The organism is Vibrio sp. KUL80 (assembly GCF_059725495.1).
In genome coordinates this window covers 1,863,606-1,881,586 of sequence record NZ_AP045841.1, presented here as the reverse complement: position 1 = coordinate 1,881,586, position 17,981 = coordinate 1,863,606, and the positions used below count along the sequence as shown (strand labels likewise).

The window sequence follows — 17,981 nt, the reverse complement described above, 5'->3', positions numbered from 1 at the left end:
TTAACAACTCGACCTATTAGTCGTTGTTCATGATACCTAGGATAGAAAGTAGGCTGATGAACAGGTTGTAGATAGACACATACAGGCTAACTGTTGCTGAGATGTAGTTTGTTTCACCACCGCGAACGATTTGTTGAGTCGTCAACAAAATCACACCAGTAGAGAACAGAACAAACATGCCGCTCATCGCTAGGTGAATCATTGGCATCTGCAGGAATATGTTCGCTACCATACCGATAAGTAGGACAACGAAACCAGCCATTAGTACGCCGCCTAGGAATGATAGGTCACGCTTAGTTGTTAGAGCGTAAGCTGAGGCGCCTAAGAAGGCTAGAGCAGTACCACCAAGAGCAGTAACGATAACATCGCCCATACCCGCGCCAACATAGGCGTTTAGGATTGGACCTGTTGTATAACCAAGGAAACCAGTGAACAAGAACGTGAATACGAGACCCATGCTGTTGTTACGGTTTTTCTCTGTAAGGAACAATAGGCCGTAGAAACCAACCAACATCAGGATAAGACCTGGACGAGGTAGGTTCATTGCCATTGAGAATGCTGCAACGACCGCAGACCAAAGTAGCGTCATAGATAGCAGCGCGTAAGTATTTCGCAATACCTTGTTTGTTTGCAGTACACTCGCTTGAGCAGAACTGCGAGATACCATAGGATCGTTCATAATCTTCCTCATAGATGATTTACTTATTTATATGACTATTTATGGGGTTGAATGTTCAAAAGATCAAGTCCCGTTATAAAAGTCATTGAACAAAATCATAATAAAAATAACTGGTTAAGGGTATATCAAGATGTAACACAATATTTCCAGTGTACATCAGATACCTACAAAGAAAAAGGCGACATAATCGTCGCCTTTGTTACATTTGATGTCATTAGTGATGCAAAATCTGACTCAGGAAGTTCTGAGTACGGTCTGACTGCGGATTCTCGAAGAAATCGACAGGATTGTTTTCTTCAATAATTTCACCAGCATCCATAAAGATAACTCTATCTGCAACTTCCTTAGCGAAGCCCATCTCGTGCGTTACACACAGCATGGTCATACCTTCTTCTGCAAGCTCTACCATTACGTCCAGTACTTCGCGAACCATTTCTGGATCGAGCGCGGATGTAGGTTCATCAAACAGCATGACTTGTGGGTTCATACACAGTGAACGAGCAATCGCTACACGTTGTTGCTGACCACCAGATAGCTGACCTGGATACTTGTCGGCTTGATCTGGGATCTTAACGCGCTCTAGATACTTCATAGCGATGGCTTCCGCTTCCTCTTTAGGCATTTTCTTTACCCAGATAGGAGCAAGCGTACAGTTCTCCAGAACCGTTAGGTGAGGGAAGAGGTTAAAGTGCTGGAAGCACATACCGACCTCACGTCGTACAGCCTCAATATTCTTCAGATCTTCAGTAAGCTCTGTACCAGAGACAAAGATATGTCCTGCTTGGTGTTCTTCAAGACGGTTGATACAGCGGATCATCGTTGATTTACCAGAGCCAGATGGGCCACAGATTACGATTTTTTCGCCTTTCTTAACGTCTAGGTTGATATTCTTAAGTACGTGAAACTCGCCGTACCATTTATTCATGTCCTTAAGTTGGATCATGTAATCTTCTTGTTGCGTCATAATACGTCCTCGAATTTCCGTTTATCGTTTGTGACCGGTATGCAGTTTGTTCTCTAGCCAGATCGAGTATCTCGACATGCCAAAACAGAACACCCAGAACACTAACGCGACAAATACATAACTTTCCGTAGCAAAACCTAACCACTCGGGGTCGGTGTTCGCAGCTTGACCAATACCCAATACATCGAACATACCGATGATGAGTACCAGACTGGTATCTTTAAATAGACCGATAAAGGTGTTAACAATCGACGGGATAGTGATTTTTAGTGCCTGTGGAAGCACGATTAATCCCATCTTTTTCCAATAACTCAGTCCAAGAGCGTCGGCGGCTTCATATTGACCTTTAGGGATCGCTTGTAAACCACCACGAATTACCTCTGCCATATAGGCTGCACTAAACATGACAACACCAATAAGCGCACGAATCAGCTTATCAGTCTCCACACCTTCTGAGAAGAAGAGAGGAAGCATAACAGAAGCCATAAATAGGACGGTAATTAGTGGAACACCACGCCACACTTCAATGTAAACCGTACAGATACTTCTGATAATTGGCATTTCAGAACGTCGACCTAGAGCCAGTGCTACGCCGATTGGAAGTGATACGATGATGCCCACTAATGCGATAATCAGGGTAACAAGTAGTCCACCCCAACGGTGAGTCTCGACGACTTCAAGACCAAACACACCACCGTAAAGTAGCGCCGCTGCAATGAAAGGATAGATATTCACGAAGAATAGCCAGATCCAAAGACGCTTTGGTGTGCGCTCGTAGGCAAGAAGTGCCACGAAAATCGCTAGCGTTGCATAGAACAGGCGAGGACGCCATAGTTCAGCTTGTGGGTAGAACCCGTACATGAACTGTTCCCAACGAACACTGATGAAGACCCAACAAGCGCCTTCACGTGTACATGCTTCGCGAGTCGTACCCACCCAGTCGGCCTTCAAAATTGCCCAATCAAACACGTACCAGATTAGTGAAATTGCGAAATAACCCAGTACAAGAGTAACGACAGAGTTAACAGGGCCGTTAAACAAGTTTTTTCGCAGCCAGCCAACAACACCAACGGTATTTGCTGGAGGTGGAAGGTCTGGTTGAAATTGATGCTGTTCCATATTACCTCTCCACCAAAGCGACTTTCTTGTTATAAATGTTCATTAACGCTGACGTGAGCAGGCTCAATGTCAGGTAAACACCCATCGTCATTGCAATAATCTCGATCGCTTGCCCCACCTGGTTTAGAGTGGTTCCGGCGAACACTGATACCAAGTCTGGGTAACCAATCGCCATTGCGAGAGAGGAGTTCTTAGTCAAGTTTAAGTATTGACTTGTCAATGGCGGGATGATGATTCGCAGTGCCTGCGGAATGACGACAAGTTTGAGCGTTCTGGACCTAGGCAGGCCTAATGACATTGCCGCTTCTGTCTGACCATGGTTCACCGCGTTAATACCCGAGCGAACGATTTCAGCAATGAACGACGCCGTGTAGATACTCAGCGCAAGTGTAAGCGCTGCTAGTTCTGGGATAATGCTGATACCGCCGCGGAAGTTAAACCCTTTCAGTACTGGGTATTCTGCAGAGATAGGCATGCCCATGATGAAGTACGCAACGAGAGGCAAACCGACAATAAGACCTGCGGCGATGCGGAACATCGGAGTCTGTTGACCAGTTAGCTTCTGACGATTGTTTGCCCAAATATTAACAACAATGGTCGCAATAACACCAACAATGAGTGCGCCAACGACGACGCTACTGCCTTCTCCAAATACAGGAGCAGGTAAGTAGAGGCCTCGAACGTTCAAGAAAATCGCTTCACCCAAACTTATACTCTGACGAGCGGATGGGAGCGCTTGAAGGACGGCAAAGTACCAGAAGAAAATTTGTAGCAAGAGGGGAACGTTTCGGAATATCTCAATGTACACTGCGGCAAAACGGCTAACCAGCCAGTTTGATGACAGTCTTGCGATACCCATAGCGAAGCCAAGAACGGTAGCAAACACAATGCCTAGTACTGATACCAGAGCCGTGTTTAAAAGCCCCACATAAAAGGTGCGTCCATAAGAGAAGGTTTCATCGTACTCGATCAATGTGAGACCGATGCCGAATCCTGCTTCTTGATTCAGGAAGTCAAAACCTGTGGCGATACCGCGCGCAGCTAGGTTATTAAGTGCGTTGTCGACTATGGTATAGAAGAATAGTCCGAGAGCGAGTAGGGCAAGTGCCTGAAATACAACGGAGCGGAAGGTGGGGTTGTATAGTAGATTTGCGCTTTTCGCAGGTTTGTCCTGCGATGCGACTTGAGTCGTAGTAGGTTTCATACAGCTATAACCTCAAATCCTTTGAAAAAGGGCGGTAAAACCGCCCTTGTTGGAGCATGAAATCGCGATTAGCGAATTGGTGGCGCGTACATGAAGCCACCTGCATTCCAAAGTGCGTTAACACCGCGAGAAATTTGTAGAGGCGAACCTTCACCTACAGTACGCTCGAAGCTTTCACCGTAGTTACCTACTTGTTTGATTACTTGGTAGCCCCAGTCATCGGCAATGCCTAGGCCTTTGCCTTTAGGACCATCAACACCAAGGATACGCTTGATGTTTGGATCGTTAGACTTAAGCATTTCGTCTGCATTTTTCGATGTGATACCGTATTCTTCAGCATTCACCATCGCAGCTAGTGTCCATTTGGCGATATTAAACCACTGGTCATCACCTTGACGAACTACAGGGCCTAGTGGCTCTTTAGATATGATCTCTGGTAGTACTTCAGCTGATTTAGGATCTGTGAGGTTTAGTCTCAGTCCGTATAGACCAGATTGGTCAGTAGTTAGTACGTCACAGCGACCAGAATCGAAACCTTTTGCGGTTTGTGCTGCTGTATCGAATACAACTGGCTTGTATTCCATACCGTTGTTACGGAAGTAGTCTGCAAGGTTAAGCTCAGTTGTTGTACCTGACTGAACACAAACAGACGCGCCATCAAGCTCTTTCGCGCTTGTTAGACCAAGCTCTTTCTTGACCATGAAGCCTTGACCGTCGTAGTAGTTAACACCTACAAAGTTAAGACCTAGAGCTGAATCTCGGTGTAGAGTCCAAGTTGTGTTTCGAGAAAGTACGTCAATCTCACCAGATTGAAGCGCAGTAAAACGTTCTTTCGCCGTTAATGGAACGTATTTAACTTTAGATTTATCGCCAAGTACCGCAGCAGCAAGAGCTTGACAGTATTCTACGTCAATACCTTCCCACTCACCTTTTGAGTTAGGGTTAGAGAAACCTGGTAGACCAGTACTAACGCCACATGATAAAACACCTGCTTTAGTGACCTTGTCTAGCGTAGAGTCAGCAGCAGACGCTGATGTGCTCATCATCGCAGCAGATGCCGCCACTAAAGAAGCGATAAGAGTGAGTTTATTTGCCATTGTGTATCCTTCCTGTTAGATCCGTGTAAGTCAGGTCCTGCCTGAATACAATGTGCTAATTGTTGTTGTGTTGCATTCTGAGCTGTTGATTTTGAACCGATTTGGTGCAAGTTGTCACAGCCGTTTAAAGCGTAGATAATGAACCGTGATTTCTCAAATTATTAATTTAAATGGTTTTTTGAGTTGCCACGCGACGCTAAACAATTGTTAGAATGGCCAAGTGTGATGACTTTGTAAATAGTGCAACTAAGCACTAAAAAAGGGAATTAGAGAGTGGTGTGTTAAATATTCGTTAACTCAAAACAAATCGTTGTTGATGGAAATTTATGCAGTATATTTCTCTTAAGAAATGTAAAAATTTGGTAATAAATAGTTTTGTGATCAATGTCTTGGTGACAATTTTGCACCAATATGGTGATTATGAATGAATAGTTATATCGTTTAAATAAGGAAAATTATGCGTTACTTTCCACTGTTTATGGACCTACTAGAAAGACCTGTTTTAGTTGTTGGCGGCGGAGAAGTTGCTTGTCGTAAAGTAGAGACACTGGTACGAGCAGGTGCTCGCGTAACAGTGGTGTCACCTAAAGTAGAGCCTTATCTTAGCGAGTTAAGCGAGAGCGGAAAATGTACTTGGGTGCCACGCTTCTATGAAAAAGAGCTCATGACCAAAGACTTTGTCCAAGTTTGGGCGACAACAGACAACCCTGACCTGAATCATCAGGTGCATAAAGATGCAAAAAATAAAGGCATTTTAGTCAATGTTGTTGATGATACGCCATATTGTGATTTCATTACGCCTTCGATAATAAATAGAGGTCGTGTTCAGATAGCGATTTCAAGTGGTGGTTCTTCACCGGTTCTTATTCGCGGGATTCGTGAAAAGTTAGAATCAGTGCTTCCGATGAATACCGCCCAACTTGCAGATTTTGCGGCAAGTAAGCGTTCTGATATTAAACGTCACTTTTCTTCCGTTGATGAAAGAAGAAAGTTTTGGGAGCTGTTTTTTAAACAGCCTATGGTGATTAATTGTAAAGATAATCAAGAGCTTGAAAGGGCGTATCAAACATTGATTCATGATGATTCAGAGTTTACAGATTCGTGTACATGGATAGAGTATGGAACGGATCCAGAGTTACTGCCGATTAAAGCAATGCGGATCATGCAAGAGGCAGAGATTGTTTTTTATGACAAGAACTGTCCATTTGGGTTTGTTGATCTTGTGCGAAGAGATGCAGAGCGAATCGCGTATGATGATGTAGCAGATGTTTCATCCGATATCATGGCTCGCAAAGCAGATCGACAACGAATCGTTGTATTTGTTGGGCCGAAATCTTCTTCCTACAAGCTTTTGAAAGAAGGCGACGAAGTGATTGAGTTAGCTAAGATAAAATAAAAGGGCGAATCGCCCTTTTATTTTGCTCCAAGTTTGAGAGATTAATCTCTGAAGTTGTTGAACTGGAATGGCTGACCAAGTTCGCCATTCTTAACCAGTTGCATTGTCGCTTGTAGGTCGTCGCGTTTCTTGCCAGTTACGCGAACTTTGTCACCCTGGATAGAAACTTGAACTTTGATCTTTGAGTCTTTGACGAGCTTAACGATTTTCTTGGCAATGGGTGTTTCAATGCCTTGCTTAAACAAAACCGTTTGGTTCCAAAGCTTGCCAGATTGCTCTGGAGTTTGAGATTCCATCGCATTCACATCAACACCGCGTTTAGTCAAATTGCCACGCAGAATGTCACGCATTTGCTTAAGCTGGAAGTCACCTTCGCACGATAGCTTCACAGTCTCATCGTTTAGTGTGAAAGTAGCCTCAACATTACGGAAGTCGAAACGTGTTGAGATTTCACGGTTAGCGTTGTCTACGGCATTGCGAAGTTCAACCGTATCGATTTCAGAAACGATATCAAATGATGGCATGTTAGCTTTCCTTTTCGTTGCGTTGTTTAACAGCGTCAGCAAGAATGTCGAGCATGTGAACCGTATCATTCCAGCTCAAACAAGGGTCCGTGATCGATTTACCGTAAGTCAGGTTATGGATATCCTCCATGCTCTGATTACCTTCTTCGATAAAACTTTCTGCCATGATGCCTGACACTTTGTGTGAACCAGCGATAATTTGACGAGCGATCTCTTTTGCTACATCAATCTGCTTACGATGCTGTTTTTGGCAGTTAGCGTGGCTAAAATCGACAACCAATCTTGTTGGTAGGTCGAATGATGCTAGCTGCTCGCATGCTGCATCAATAGAAGCTTCATCGAAGTTAGGCCCAGTATCACCACCTCGAAGGATTACGTGACCATAAGGGTTACCACTAGTGCGATATACCGTCATACGGCCGTGCTTATCCGGTGAGTAAAAGTAGTGAGAAGCTTGCGACGCGCGAACTGCATCAATAGCAATTTTCACGCTACCGTTGGTACCGTTTTTAAAGCCGACAGGGCATGACAGCGCTGAAGCCATTTCACGGTGAATCTGAGACTCAGTAGTACGCGCACCAATCGCGCCCCAAGTAATCAGGTCAGCAATGTATTGACCAGTGATCATATCGAGAAACTCAGTTGCTGTCGCAAGACCAAGCTTGTTGATATCAAGGAGCAGACCACGTGCTTTGTTTAGTCCAGCCTCTAACGCGTACGAACCGTCTAGGTTAGGGTCGGTAATGAGGCCTTTCCAACCTACGACCGTACGTGGCTTTTCAAAGTAAGTGCGCATTACGATAAACAGCTGATCTTTATACTGCTCTTGAATGTCTGCGAGACGTTTAGCGTAGTCCAGCGCTGCGTCGGTGTCGTGTACCGAGCATGGTCCTACGATACACAGTAGACGGTCATCGTCTCCCGTAAGAATGCTTTCGATTTGTCGGCGAGAATGAGCAATGCGCTCTGCTACGTCATCAGTAATAGGGTGATTAGCACTCAGTTCTGATGGAGTCGGCATTGGACCTAATGCCTGTGTTCTTAGTTCATCGGTCTTTAATGGCATGATGGTGCAGCCTGCAAATAATTTCGAAGCGGTTAAGATAACGGAAATAGCCAGTAGAATAAACCACTAATATAGCCGCAACGCAATCATTTGCCATTTCACTTATTTGAACACCAGATTACTGACTAAAATTGCATCATTTGTCGATGGTAAACTACTGAAGCAAGCGGAATAATCAGAAAATGCTCTGATGCTCTTGTATTCCATGTAGGGAGTCGGTATTTTGCCTGAAGAAGCAATTATTAGAGCACGGAGCAGCAATGAGTCATCAACAACAATCAGATCAAACGAAAGCCGTATCGGGCCTGAATGTCGGAAATGTGTTGCCTAGTTTTTCAGAACAAGCATCGTCGTCATCACTTTATGTGTGTATTTCAGAACTCATCATGGAAAAGGTGTTTTTTCACCCAGGGTTTCCAGCGTCTGAGCAAGAGCTTGACGCTGTTGAAAAAGACGCGATTCAAGCACTGCTAGGTGAGCAATCGAGCGACGAATTCTTTGTCTCTACTTTAGTCAATGAAATCAAAGCAGCAGTTACTCCAGAACACAAGGTTATTTCTGTTGAGTTAAATGACGCGACCAGTTACGAAATGAGTGCATTACTTGGTGGCAAGGTTGAGAGTGATGAAATTAATCCTCAACTGGGATTAAGAGGTGTCTCGCGTCTTACTTCCGAAGCTTATCAAGCGAGCTTTGCTTTGGAGTGTGAAGTCATTAAGGCACTGCGCAGCGAAGGCTACAGCGTTGAGATTGTAGTCCCATGTGTTCGAGCACTGAGTGACGCTGCTAAAATCATTGATCGTTTAGCCGAACGCGGACTACCACGTGGTTTGAATGGGCTCAAAGTGATGTTTGCGTGTGATACACCTTCCGCCGTGCTGCTCTCAGAGCGTTTACTTCATTACTTTGATGGACTTGTGATCAAGCTTGAGAGCTTAACTCAGCTAACTTTGGGCGTAGATCTCATGCACGAAGAACTGGCGCATTTGTATGACCCACAAAATGAAGCTGTGTTAGCGCTAGTAAAGCAAGCCGTAAACGCATGTAAAGATGTAAACAAGCCAGCTGCAGTGCTGCTGGATAACTTGGCAGAATTGCCTCTACTTGCTGAGCTACTTCAAGATGAAAGTGGCGTGACGGTTTTTCCTGTTAGTTAAAATAGAATTTAATGTGACGCTGTAACTAAGGCCTGCTCACTTTTAATGAGCAGGCCTTTTCATTTCTATTTAAAGCGTTCTAATAATAGAGACCTCACCGCATAGTTTGTGGTTTTGATCAAATAAAGATACGTTTTAGTAACATTATTTTGACAAGTGGAATGGTTTTTGGCTTACTGGTCAGAGGAGTTTTTTAAAGGAATCTGACATGTTTAGCGCATTACAAAAGGCGAATTTTTATCTAGGAACGTTTGGTTTTTTTAAGGTGCCTTTGATTTGGCTCTGCCGTCCAAAACTACTCAAGCTGGATGAAAATGAAGTAGAGCTCAGAATTCCATTGAAACGCAGAACTAAGAACCACCTTAACAGCATGTACTTTGGCGTTTTAGCAGTGGGTGCTGATGTAGCGGGTGGATTTATGGCCATGAGTAAAGCACAGCAACGCGGCAAGCGTGTTTCTCTTGCTTTCAAAGAGGTGGAAGGGAAGTTTCTTAAACGCCCAGAAGCGGACGTCCATTTTATCTGCAAAGATGGCCAATTGATTGATGACATGCTGGATGAAACGCTTCGTTCAGGTGAGCGAGTCAACCAACCTGTCCGCATTATTGCTACGTGTCCAAGTTTACACGGCGATGAACCCATGGCTGAGTTCTCGCTCGTGTTATCGTTAAAAGCTAGGTAGTGCTAGACCGGTATTCTTTCAATATCGACTATCTTGGAGCGATTGAGGACTATCTTCCATCGATAGTAGGTCGGCTCTTCACCCTGATTGTTTTCTTTAACAATTAGGTTCAAAAGGTGTCGTTTTTCGAGTGATTCTTTAACGACTTGTCCCTCTTGAAGCCTATAGATTCGGTTGCTGGATTTATCCATCAATCGAGTCAAAGCACGAAAATTAATGTTCAGTATTTCGCGTGTTTGCTCGTATCCACTGGTAAATCGAGATGTCGCCATCTCCGTATGTGCACGATAGTGCAATACTTCTTCTTCGCGCTGGACAGATCGTTTTTTACGGATGCTCTTAATGCGGTCTGGCAGTTGGTCAAATGAGCTGTAGTCAAGCCACTCAATTTTCTTGCCGACCTCTTTTTTGGTCGTGGCATCGATAAATCGGCGACGCCATTTAGGCTTTCCCCTTTGTATCCAGCGCCACATGATGTCACGTAGGTCGTCTTTAAAAACCTCTCTCAGTGCATAAATGACAGATAACACGAGGATAAACGACGCTGTGATTTCGCCAAGATAGTCACGAGCGAGAATTACGGCTGAGGTAACGAATAGCATAACTAAGCCCGTTGCGGATCCTTTGATCATCCGTTTTGTGTTGTTACCCATACTGGTAGATTTTGATTGAAGTACAATAGGGTGTTCAATCAAGCGGCGCAAAAGTCGCATCTTGTTCGCCAGTCGCGTCGGGTCACTCTTAACCTTATCGGAGTTGTAATTGTTTAGATTACGATGTGCTTGCTCCTTTTCCACAATGGTAATCAAACGTTCTTTAAGAGGGGTGTATGCTTTGCTATTCGGAATATACACAACCAATTCGAGAAGCTTCTGTCCGGTGTACCAAGAAAGATAGTTATCGATATTTGCATAGTGGCGCTTAAGGCTGTCGTCGTAAGGTACCGAGCGGCGCATCTTACGAAGTATGTCTAGAGCAAGTTCAATAACTTCGTCGACCTCATCAGCGGTGATTTCGTCTTGCGCTGTCTCTTTGAATGTCGCTACTGCTTTGTCTAGTGCTATTACATATTGATATGCGAAAAGACTTAAGCTGACTCGGTACTGAGTATTTGAAAGCCTGCCTCGTTTGGCGAGACGAGAGTGGACCAAGGGAAGTAGTGTTTCGTTACTATAGTAAGCGCGCTTTTGCGAAATAGACTCGTGATAGAAATCTGACTCGGAAATGAGATGAGACTTCATTCCTAGTTCATTAGGAATAAATAAGAATACGTCCAAGTCGAGTTTTTTAGTATTGGCCATTACATGCGCTATTTTTAAGGTAATGGCATCTTGTTTGTCTACGGTGATCAACCAACTCTCTCCGTGTGCTGAGATTGCTCTAAGCATATCAGAACCAAGGTAAACTAGCATCTTAAAGGGAGTTAGGTATAATCGCGCCAACTACTACATTAGAGATAAAAAACATGATTAACATAGGTCGTACTAACCAATTGGAAGTAATTAAAGAAGCAGACTTTGGCTGGTTCTTGGACGGAGAGGACTATGGCTCTATCTTACTTTCCAAAAAGCATGCGCCTGAAGGTGTGGCGATTGGTGACAAGGTTGATGTGTTTATTTATTTCGATGCTGATAACCAGGTTGTGGCCACGACGGATACTCCTATTGCACAAGTGGGCGAGTGGGGCTTGATGAAGGTGGAAGGCATTAACAGTGTCGGCGCCTTTGCTAATTGGGGTATTAAAGAAAAAGACCTGCTTATTCCGTTTAGTGAGCAGCGTGGTCGTCTATCTGAAGGCAAGACAATTCTAGTGTATGTCTATACAGATAAAGCCTCTGGCCGAATCGTTGGTACGACAAAATTCAACAAGCTGCTTGATAAAACGCCAGCTCGCTATCAAAGAAATGAGCAGGTAGACCTGCTTATTGCAGAGCGCAGTGACCTAGGATACAAGGCCATAGTAAATGGTCAGCACTGGGGCATGATTTTCCCATCAGATGTCATCGGCAAACTATTCGTAGGTAAAAAGCTCAAAGGCTTCATCAAACAGATTCGTGAAGATGGCAAGATTGATTTGTCATTGCAAAAAGTAGGCGTTGCTAAGATGGATGATTTGAGTGAAAAAATCTTAAGCCTACTTGAGAAGAAAGGGGGCTTTTTGCCGTTGAGCGACAAGTCTACGCCTGAAGCTATTTTTGCCGCTTTCAAAACCAGCAAAGGTACGTTCAAGAAAAGTATTGGTGGTCTTTACAAGCAAGGTAAAATCTCCATCGAAAAAGACGGTATTCACCTAAAATCCGACTAAAAGTTTTCTCTTAGTTAAAAGACGTTCCCTAGCTAGAGGAAAGTTGTGACACAGAAAACTCAGACATAAATGTCAGGTACAAAAAGAGGCCCAAAACTGATCCTGATTTGGGCCTAGGGGAATGGCTCATGGAGAGCCTACGCTAACTGTTTTAAACAAGCTTGTTAGAGAAAATCAAGCTTCACACCTTTTGCGAACAGCCGTTCTCGTTCGCCATTTAAACGGATATTGCTGAATTGCCTATGTCTCGATAACCTTTAAAGTGTAGTACAGAACAGTAAAAAAGCGATGTTGGGTGCGGTTTTTACTAGCCCAATTCGCTATCCATTTGGGTTAAAACAGGTTTTTGTCGCGTACAAGCTCTCTTGGCAGGCCATTTTTAACTCGGTTTCCTACCCATTTACCCAACCCAATAATAAACCCGTTGTAGCTGACAAGCACTTCTCCCTTGCCTGATAGACCCTCTGGTCTCACATCGCGTCCCATAAACCACTCTCGAGCATCTGCAGTTTCAAGCGCTACTGTGTCCGTATTGTTGTTGGCGAGCGCTGTCGCCACTTGATGTTGCCATTTGTAGCCTTTCTTATGTTGCTCAGCAATTTTGATGCCCATGCGAGAGAAACGAAACTCACCAAGCATTGGCTCTAAGGCGCTAGGGAACAGCCAAATATCATTATCACGCTTCCATAACACGCCGTCTGAGGGGAGTTCGATCGAAAATGATTGCTTAAGGCTAGTGACAACGTCACTTGATTCCTTGTTGGTTAGTTTACTAAAAGGAAATTTTCCGAGCTTTTTCTTAACAGTAGGTGCGGTCACTGGAGCGAGCTTTGTAAACTTGGCAATGAAAAAGCCTTCGCTATCATAAGTTTGGGGGAAAACGTGTAAATAGCCTTCTGGCGTCGTTGCTTTCTCCGCACCTTCAAAAAGGGTCTGTAAGCTTTGTACTTGTACGGCATCACCAAATGTCTCTAGTAGATACTCCGCGACCTGCTGATTCTCCTCTGGGCTCAACGCGCAGGTTGAATAAACAAGGTTGCCACCAACTTTTAGTGCGTGGAAGGCACTTTCAATGAGGTCTTTTTGGGTAGAGGCGATTTCAGCGGTCGAGTTGAGACTCCAGTTTTTCATCGCATCAGGATCTTTCCTAACAGTACCTTCACCTGAGCATGGTGCATCAAGCAAAATCGCATCAAACTGTTCAGGTAGCCAGCCGCCAAAAACACGAGCGTCGTAATTACTAAGGGCTGCGTTTCGAACGCCGCAACGTTCAATATTAGCGTGTAACACTTTCACTCGGCTTGCTGCAAACTCGTTTGCCACCAAAACACCTGAGTTCTCCATTAGCGCTGCTAATTGAGTGGTCTTAGAGCCAGGTGCTGCGGCCATATCTAACACAGCTTCATAATCGTTATCTTCACCTGCGTAGAGTGCGCTCGGTGGCAACATAGAACTCGCTTCTTGAATATAAAATAAACCTGCCATGTGTTCTGCGGTGTTACCTAGCGGAACCTCGGATTCATCTGCCTCGATCCAGAATCCTTCTTGGCACCAAGGAATAGGATTAAGTATCCAGCCTTTATTTTGCGCATTGATTTTAAAGGCATCAACGGTCGTCTTCAGTGTGTTGACACGAATGCTTTTGCGTAGTGGCTTACGACAAGCTTCGACAAAATCTGTCATTGACAGATTCTCAGGAAGAAAAGTTTCGACGTGGCTAAGGAAATCTTCGGGAAGGTAGACGTTAGAATGCAAAGTGAAGCCTATTTATGCGTTAGGGAATTGCGTTGAATTATATACGTACCTCATTGGTAATGAAACAAAGCACCTTAGGTGCAGCCATAAAAAAATAGCCCGCAGAGCGGGCTATTAGAAGGCGTTCTAAATGACAGGCTAGGGCGCTGGGATTGCGGTTCGCCACTGCGTCCAACTAGCATCTGCTTCTTTATTAAGGTAAAAGGTTTGTCCCTCTTCTGCCTTAGGTTGCAACTGTGACCCTTCTGGTGTAGAGAAGGTGATTCCACCTCGAATTAAGCTATCGACTGTGCCTGCTTTGATGTTCGCACCAGAAAGGCCAAACTGTACGTTAACACCAGAAACATTCCAGAACACACTGTTTGCTCTGACAAGATAGGCATAATCAGGATCGATTTCGATAGTAGAGATAACGCGATCTGCAAAAGGACCCAGTTCGACCATAGTGACACTGCCGACTTCAATATCACGATACAGAATCGGTGTGCCTGGCTTAATGGAGCCACGGTTTTCGCTTTGTAGAATAAACTCAACACCGTTATCTACCTTGGCAAAATCATGCAGCTCAAACGCTTTAGTAGCTTTACCTACACCAGGCTCCACGGCAATATATTGAGAGACCAGAGCATTAAGGTTTTTAACACCATTGAGTCCAATTTTTGGCTTTACAATCCAGAAGTAGGCACCGTCATTCGTCAATTGTTTGACATACTCAGGAAGAATTCGAGCAACAATTTCAACTCGTTGTTTGTCGAAGTCTGGCAGTGTCAGCATAACTTCGCCTACTTTCACACCTTGATACTTGATTGGCATACCTTTAGAAACTTCTTGGTCTGCTGTCGTTGTATAAAGGGTGATGGATTGTCCGAATTTTCGGGCGGAGCCGAAGTCTTCGTATAGCTTCCAGTTTTTACCGGTCTTGTTTTCAATCCCAGGCAGACTGTCAAAGGCGATACCACCATCAATGAGGGTTTTCAGCGGTGCGGCCTTCACACTGACGCCAGAAAGAGACGCTTCCACTTCTACACCTGAGCGGTTCCAAAATACAGTCTGATTAGTGACGAGATATTTGTATTTGTTGTCGATAGTGACATTGATGTAAACCCCGCCATCAGTGAGTTCGTAATTAGAAACACTGCCGACTTGCATGTTTCGATACAGCAGTGGGCTACCTTCTTTAACAGGAGGAAGTTCGTTGGCGAATAATCGTAATGTCATTGTGCCAGACTGGTTGTGCTGCGCAAGCTCGGCTAGCGCTTTTGTTTGGAAAAGAGGAAACTCTGCACGTTCCGTCGCCTTGCCTTCACTAACAAAACTAATCGAGCCAGTTAAAAGCTGTTTAGCCGGAGGAACAGTGACGTTGAGGCCTGCTTCAGTGAGTTCTGCCGTAGCACTACCGGTAACAAAGAAACGGTTTTGGGAACGAATAAGGTTTTTATATTCAACGTCAATAGCGATGTCCATTGCGACTTGGTCGTCAACCAGTTCGACACTTAACACGCTACCCACTGGGATCCCTCGATAAAGCACGTTGACGCCGGGCTCTAGGCCAAATGAGTTGTTTGCTAATAGACGTAATGAGACCGATTTTGCTTGAACTCGGTCTAGCTCTTCTTGTTGGATAGCGACAAATTCACGAGTCTGTGGGCCATTACCCGGTACTAAAGTAAGGAAGTTACCTGTAATCAGGTTAGATAGGTTTTCAACACCGGAGAGGGATACCTTTGCTTCTTCCAATAGGAATAACGTACCTTGAGTGAGCATGTCACTGAAAGCCGGTTCAATAGAAGCCGATGCGACGATAGAGTCTCGTTCATCGTTAAGCGCGAGGTTGTTGATACGACCAATTTCGAGGCCTCGATAAACAATTGGGGAACCGTTGGCCTTTAGGTTACTGTTATCAGGCAAGGTAATCTTAACAGGAATACCTCGACCCGCTGTTTTGAGATCTTTGTAGAGCGTAAAATCCGAACCATCTTCGACGGGTGCGCCACCATCCGGGGAATCTACAGCAATCGCACCTGCCAAAATAGCAGCCAGACTTTCAAGCCGTATATCTACGCCTTGGAAGCCAACGCTAGCACCAATGCCACTCACATTCCAAAAGCGGCTTTTATTGGTAATGATGTGTCGAAACTCTTCTTGAATCGAAGCTTGAATCACGACGGTCTCTGCATCTTCATCTAATTTGAAGTTATAGACTTCACCGATAGGGATTTTCTTGTAAACAATCTTAGAGCCAACGGAAATACCGCCAAGGTCTTTTGCGCGTAAGGTGACGGTTAGGCCTTCATTGATAGCAAGTTCAGTGGGAACTGAGGCTAGCGCATTGAACTTAGTGCTAGAACTGCTGGACTTGGAGGCTGGATGAATGGCGATATAGTTACCCGAGACCAGTGCATCAAGACCCGAAATTCCAGACAGAGAGGCAGAGGGTTTAACTAACCAGAACTTGGTGTCTTCGCCGAGCAGTTTTGCCGCTTCTGGGTAGATATCTGCGTCGACGTAGATATTAGACAGATCGTCAGACAAGTTGATATCTCGAACCATACCAACTTCGAGTCCTTGATATCTGATTGTCGTTCTGCCAGCGATAAGGCCCTGAGCATCCGAGAAGTAAATTTGAACGCGCTGTCCGGCATCATGAACAGCCTTTGCGAGCAACCAACCAGCAAGTGCGATGGTTAATATAGGCAGGATCCAGAGCGGAGAGATACGCCTGGATTTTTTTACCTCTGGTGCATAAGAGGGTTGTGGCTGATTGTCATTACTCATTAATGCTACTACTCACTGGTTTTGCTGATTCTGCTTGTTGTAGTGATGCGTGCTTATCCCACAACAACCTCGGATCGATTGATTCGGCAGCTAACATGGTTAATACCACGACAATGCCAAATGCTACGGCGCCAAATCCTGGCGTAAAGTTCAAGATTTGGCCACGGTCAACTAAAGTCAACATGATTGAAATAACAAACAAGTCGGTCATTGACCACTTTCCTATCCACTTAATGGCTCGATATATCATCAACGCATGACGATGGTTTCTTACCATGTTGAATTGAATACAGATTAGTAGATAGGCTAATCCCAGTATCTTTGCCACAGGGACAACGATACTGGCAACAAATATAATAATAGCGATACCGAGCATGTCGTTGTTAATCAGCGACGCAACCCCGGAAAATATGGTGTCTTCTAGCAACTGACCATTGGTTATCAATATCGAAATTGGAATTAAGTTCGCTGGGAAGATAGCGATGGTTGCTGCAATGAGTAGCGCCCAGGTTTTTTGCATCGAGTTGGGCTTCCTATGATGCAGAGGACTTTCGCAGCGAATGCACTGAGCGGCTTCTTGTTGTGATAGATGACAACTGTGGCAGTGTATGTGTTTGTCAGTAATAGACAGGCTGTTTTCTGGACGCCAAAGCTCCCAATAGCGTCGAGTGCTCACGCGGCTGATAAGCAAAATAGTGATAACTTGCAGAATCACAAGGCTGTATAGTGCGTTACCAACAAAAATATCCGAGTAGTCTTGTAGCTTGAAGCAAGATATTGCAACACTGATAAGGAACACGTCCAACATCACCCAGTGCTTGCTATGTTCCAGTATCCAAAGCGATCCTTTGAGAGGATAGAACCATCTGCGCTTCACCGAGAGGTGAGCGGTGAGAATGGCGATACACATTGCGAGCGGCACTATGGTGTGACAAAACAGTGTTAGCAATGCGAGTCCGGGATACCCCTCTTTTATTAGGGCTTGTACGCCTTCAATGAGAGTACCTTCGATCATGACTCCAACTAGGCGAATGGTAATGAAGTCAAAATAGTGGGAAGGAATAAAGAGCAGCAAGCAGGTAATCGCGAGAGCGAGGTTGCCATTAAGGGATGCATTATCGCTGCGGTAAAGAGTCGTGCCGCAGCGAGGGCAATTTGCTGTCTGACCAGGTAGTAACTTAACACGATCGACGGGCAGTTCGCAGTTTTCACAAAGACGAACTAGCGATGATGGCGAAGAATGAGCGCAAGCCTTCAT

Annotated in this window: 15 protein-coding genes; 4 read left to right on the top strand and 11 right to left on the bottom strand. The window is 44.7% G+C overall.

Going from position 1 to position 17,981, the window contains the following annotated elements; all coding sequences use genetic code 11:
- Nucleotides 1-16: 16 nt before the first annotated feature.
- The 5 genes from AC6I8U_RS08615 to AC6I8U_RS08595 form a co-directional block, all read right to left on the bottom strand.
- Nucleotides 17-679, bottom strand: a complete 663-nt coding sequence (locus tag AC6I8U_RS08615; RefSeq protein ID WP_112461762.1) for a Bax inhibitor-1/YccA family protein — start codon at nt 677-679, stop codon at nt 17-19.
- Between the two features lie 214 nt (nt 680-893).
- Nucleotides 894-1,643, bottom strand: coding sequence for an amino acid ABC transporter ATP-binding protein (locus AC6I8U_RS08610; RefSeq protein WP_042475673.1), 750 nt, complete (start codon nt 1,641-1,643; stop codon nt 894-896).
- 21 nt (nt 1,644-1,664) lie between these two features.
- On the bottom strand, nt 1,665-2,762 hold the full coding sequence (locus tag AC6I8U_RS08605) for an amino acid ABC transporter permease (RefSeq protein ID WP_128648632.1): 1,098 nt from the start codon (nt 2,760-2,762) through the stop codon (nt 1,665-1,667).
- 1 nt (nt 2,763) lies between these two features.
- On the bottom strand, nt 2,764-3,966 hold the full coding sequence (locus AC6I8U_RS08600) for an amino acid ABC transporter permease (RefSeq protein ID WP_498016559.1): 1,203 nt from the start codon (nt 3,964-3,966) through the stop codon (nt 2,764-2,766).
- 68 nt (nt 3,967-4,034) lie between these two features.
- A complete protein-coding gene (locus AC6I8U_RS08595; protein ID WP_498016558.1) occupies nt 4,035-5,063 on the bottom strand; it encodes an amino acid ABC transporter substrate-binding protein in 1,029 nt (342 codons plus the stop codon).
- A 457-nt stretch (nt 5,064-5,520) separates the two neighbouring features.
- Between AC6I8U_RS08595 and AC6I8U_RS08590 the strand changes: the two genes are divergently transcribed.
- Nucleotides 5,521-6,459: a precorrin-2 dehydrogenase/sirohydrochlorin ferrochelatase family protein gene (locus AC6I8U_RS08590; protein ID WP_498016557.1), complete on the top strand. Its 939-nt coding sequence runs from the start codon at nt 5,521-5,523 to the stop codon at nt 6,457-6,459.
- Nucleotides 6,460-6,500: 41 nt separating this feature from the next.
- On the opposite strand, the gene AC6I8U_RS08585 is transcribed toward AC6I8U_RS08590, so the two are convergent.
- A complete protein-coding gene (locus AC6I8U_RS08585) occupies nt 6,501-6,983 on the bottom strand; it encodes a YajQ family cyclic di-GMP-binding protein (RefSeq protein ID WP_042475681.1) in 483 nt (160 codons plus the stop codon).
- A 1-nt stretch (nt 6,984) separates the two neighbouring features.
- Nucleotides 6,985-8,049 (bottom strand): 3-deoxy-7-phosphoheptulonate synthase, encoded by a 1,065-nt coding sequence (locus AC6I8U_RS08580; protein WP_234493756.1) that lies wholly within the window; start codon nt 8,047-8,049, stop codon nt 6,985-6,987.
- A 260-nt stretch (nt 8,050-8,309) separates the two neighbouring features.
- Here AC6I8U_RS08580 and AC6I8U_RS08575 point away from each other — a divergent pair, with 260 nt between their 5' ends.
- Nucleotides 8,310-9,206, top strand: a complete 897-nt coding sequence (locus AC6I8U_RS08575; RefSeq protein ID WP_498016556.1) for a putative PEP-binding protein — start codon at nt 8,310-8,312, stop codon at nt 9,204-9,206.
- 208 nt (nt 9,207-9,414) lie between these two features.
- Entirely contained in the window at nt 9,415-9,888 is a 474-nt protein-coding gene (locus tag AC6I8U_RS08570) for a PaaI family thioesterase (protein WP_042475684.1), read from the top strand.
- 2 nt (nt 9,889-9,890) lie between these two features.
- Here AC6I8U_RS08570 and AC6I8U_RS08565 read toward each other — a convergent pair whose 3' ends face one another.
- Nucleotides 9,891-11,240, bottom strand: a complete 1,350-nt coding sequence (locus AC6I8U_RS08565; RefSeq protein WP_498018336.1) for a hypothetical protein — start codon at nt 11,238-11,240, stop codon at nt 9,891-9,893.
- Nucleotides 11,241-11,353: 113 nt separating this feature from the next.
- Between AC6I8U_RS08565 and AC6I8U_RS08560 the strand changes: the two genes are divergently transcribed.
- On the top strand, nt 11,354-12,193 hold the full coding sequence (locus AC6I8U_RS08560) for a CvfB family protein (RefSeq protein ID WP_498016555.1): 840 nt from the start codon (nt 11,354-11,356) through the stop codon (nt 12,191-12,193).
- 333 nt (nt 12,194-12,526) lie between these two features.
- Here AC6I8U_RS08560 and rsmF read toward each other — a convergent pair whose 3' ends face one another.
- From rsmF to AC6I8U_RS08545, 3 genes are all read right to left on the bottom strand, one after another.
- Nucleotides 12,527-13,948, bottom strand: coding sequence for a 16S rRNA (cytosine(1407)-C(5))-methyltransferase RsmF (gene rsmF, locus AC6I8U_RS08555; RefSeq protein WP_498016554.1), 1,422 nt, complete (start codon nt 13,946-13,948; stop codon nt 12,527-12,529).
- Nucleotides 13,949-14,086: 138 nt separating this feature from the next.
- Nucleotides 14,087-16,723, bottom strand: coding sequence for a PqiB family protein (locus AC6I8U_RS08550; RefSeq protein ID WP_498016553.1), 2,637 nt, complete (start codon nt 16,721-16,723; stop codon nt 14,087-14,089).
- Nucleotides 16,716-17,981, bottom strand: a complete 1,266-nt coding sequence (locus AC6I8U_RS08545) for a PqiA/YebS family transporter subunit (RefSeq protein WP_498016552.1) — start codon at nt 17,979-17,981, stop codon at nt 16,716-16,718. The genes AC6I8U_RS08550 and AC6I8U_RS08545 overlap by 8 nt, the downstream gene beginning before the upstream one ends.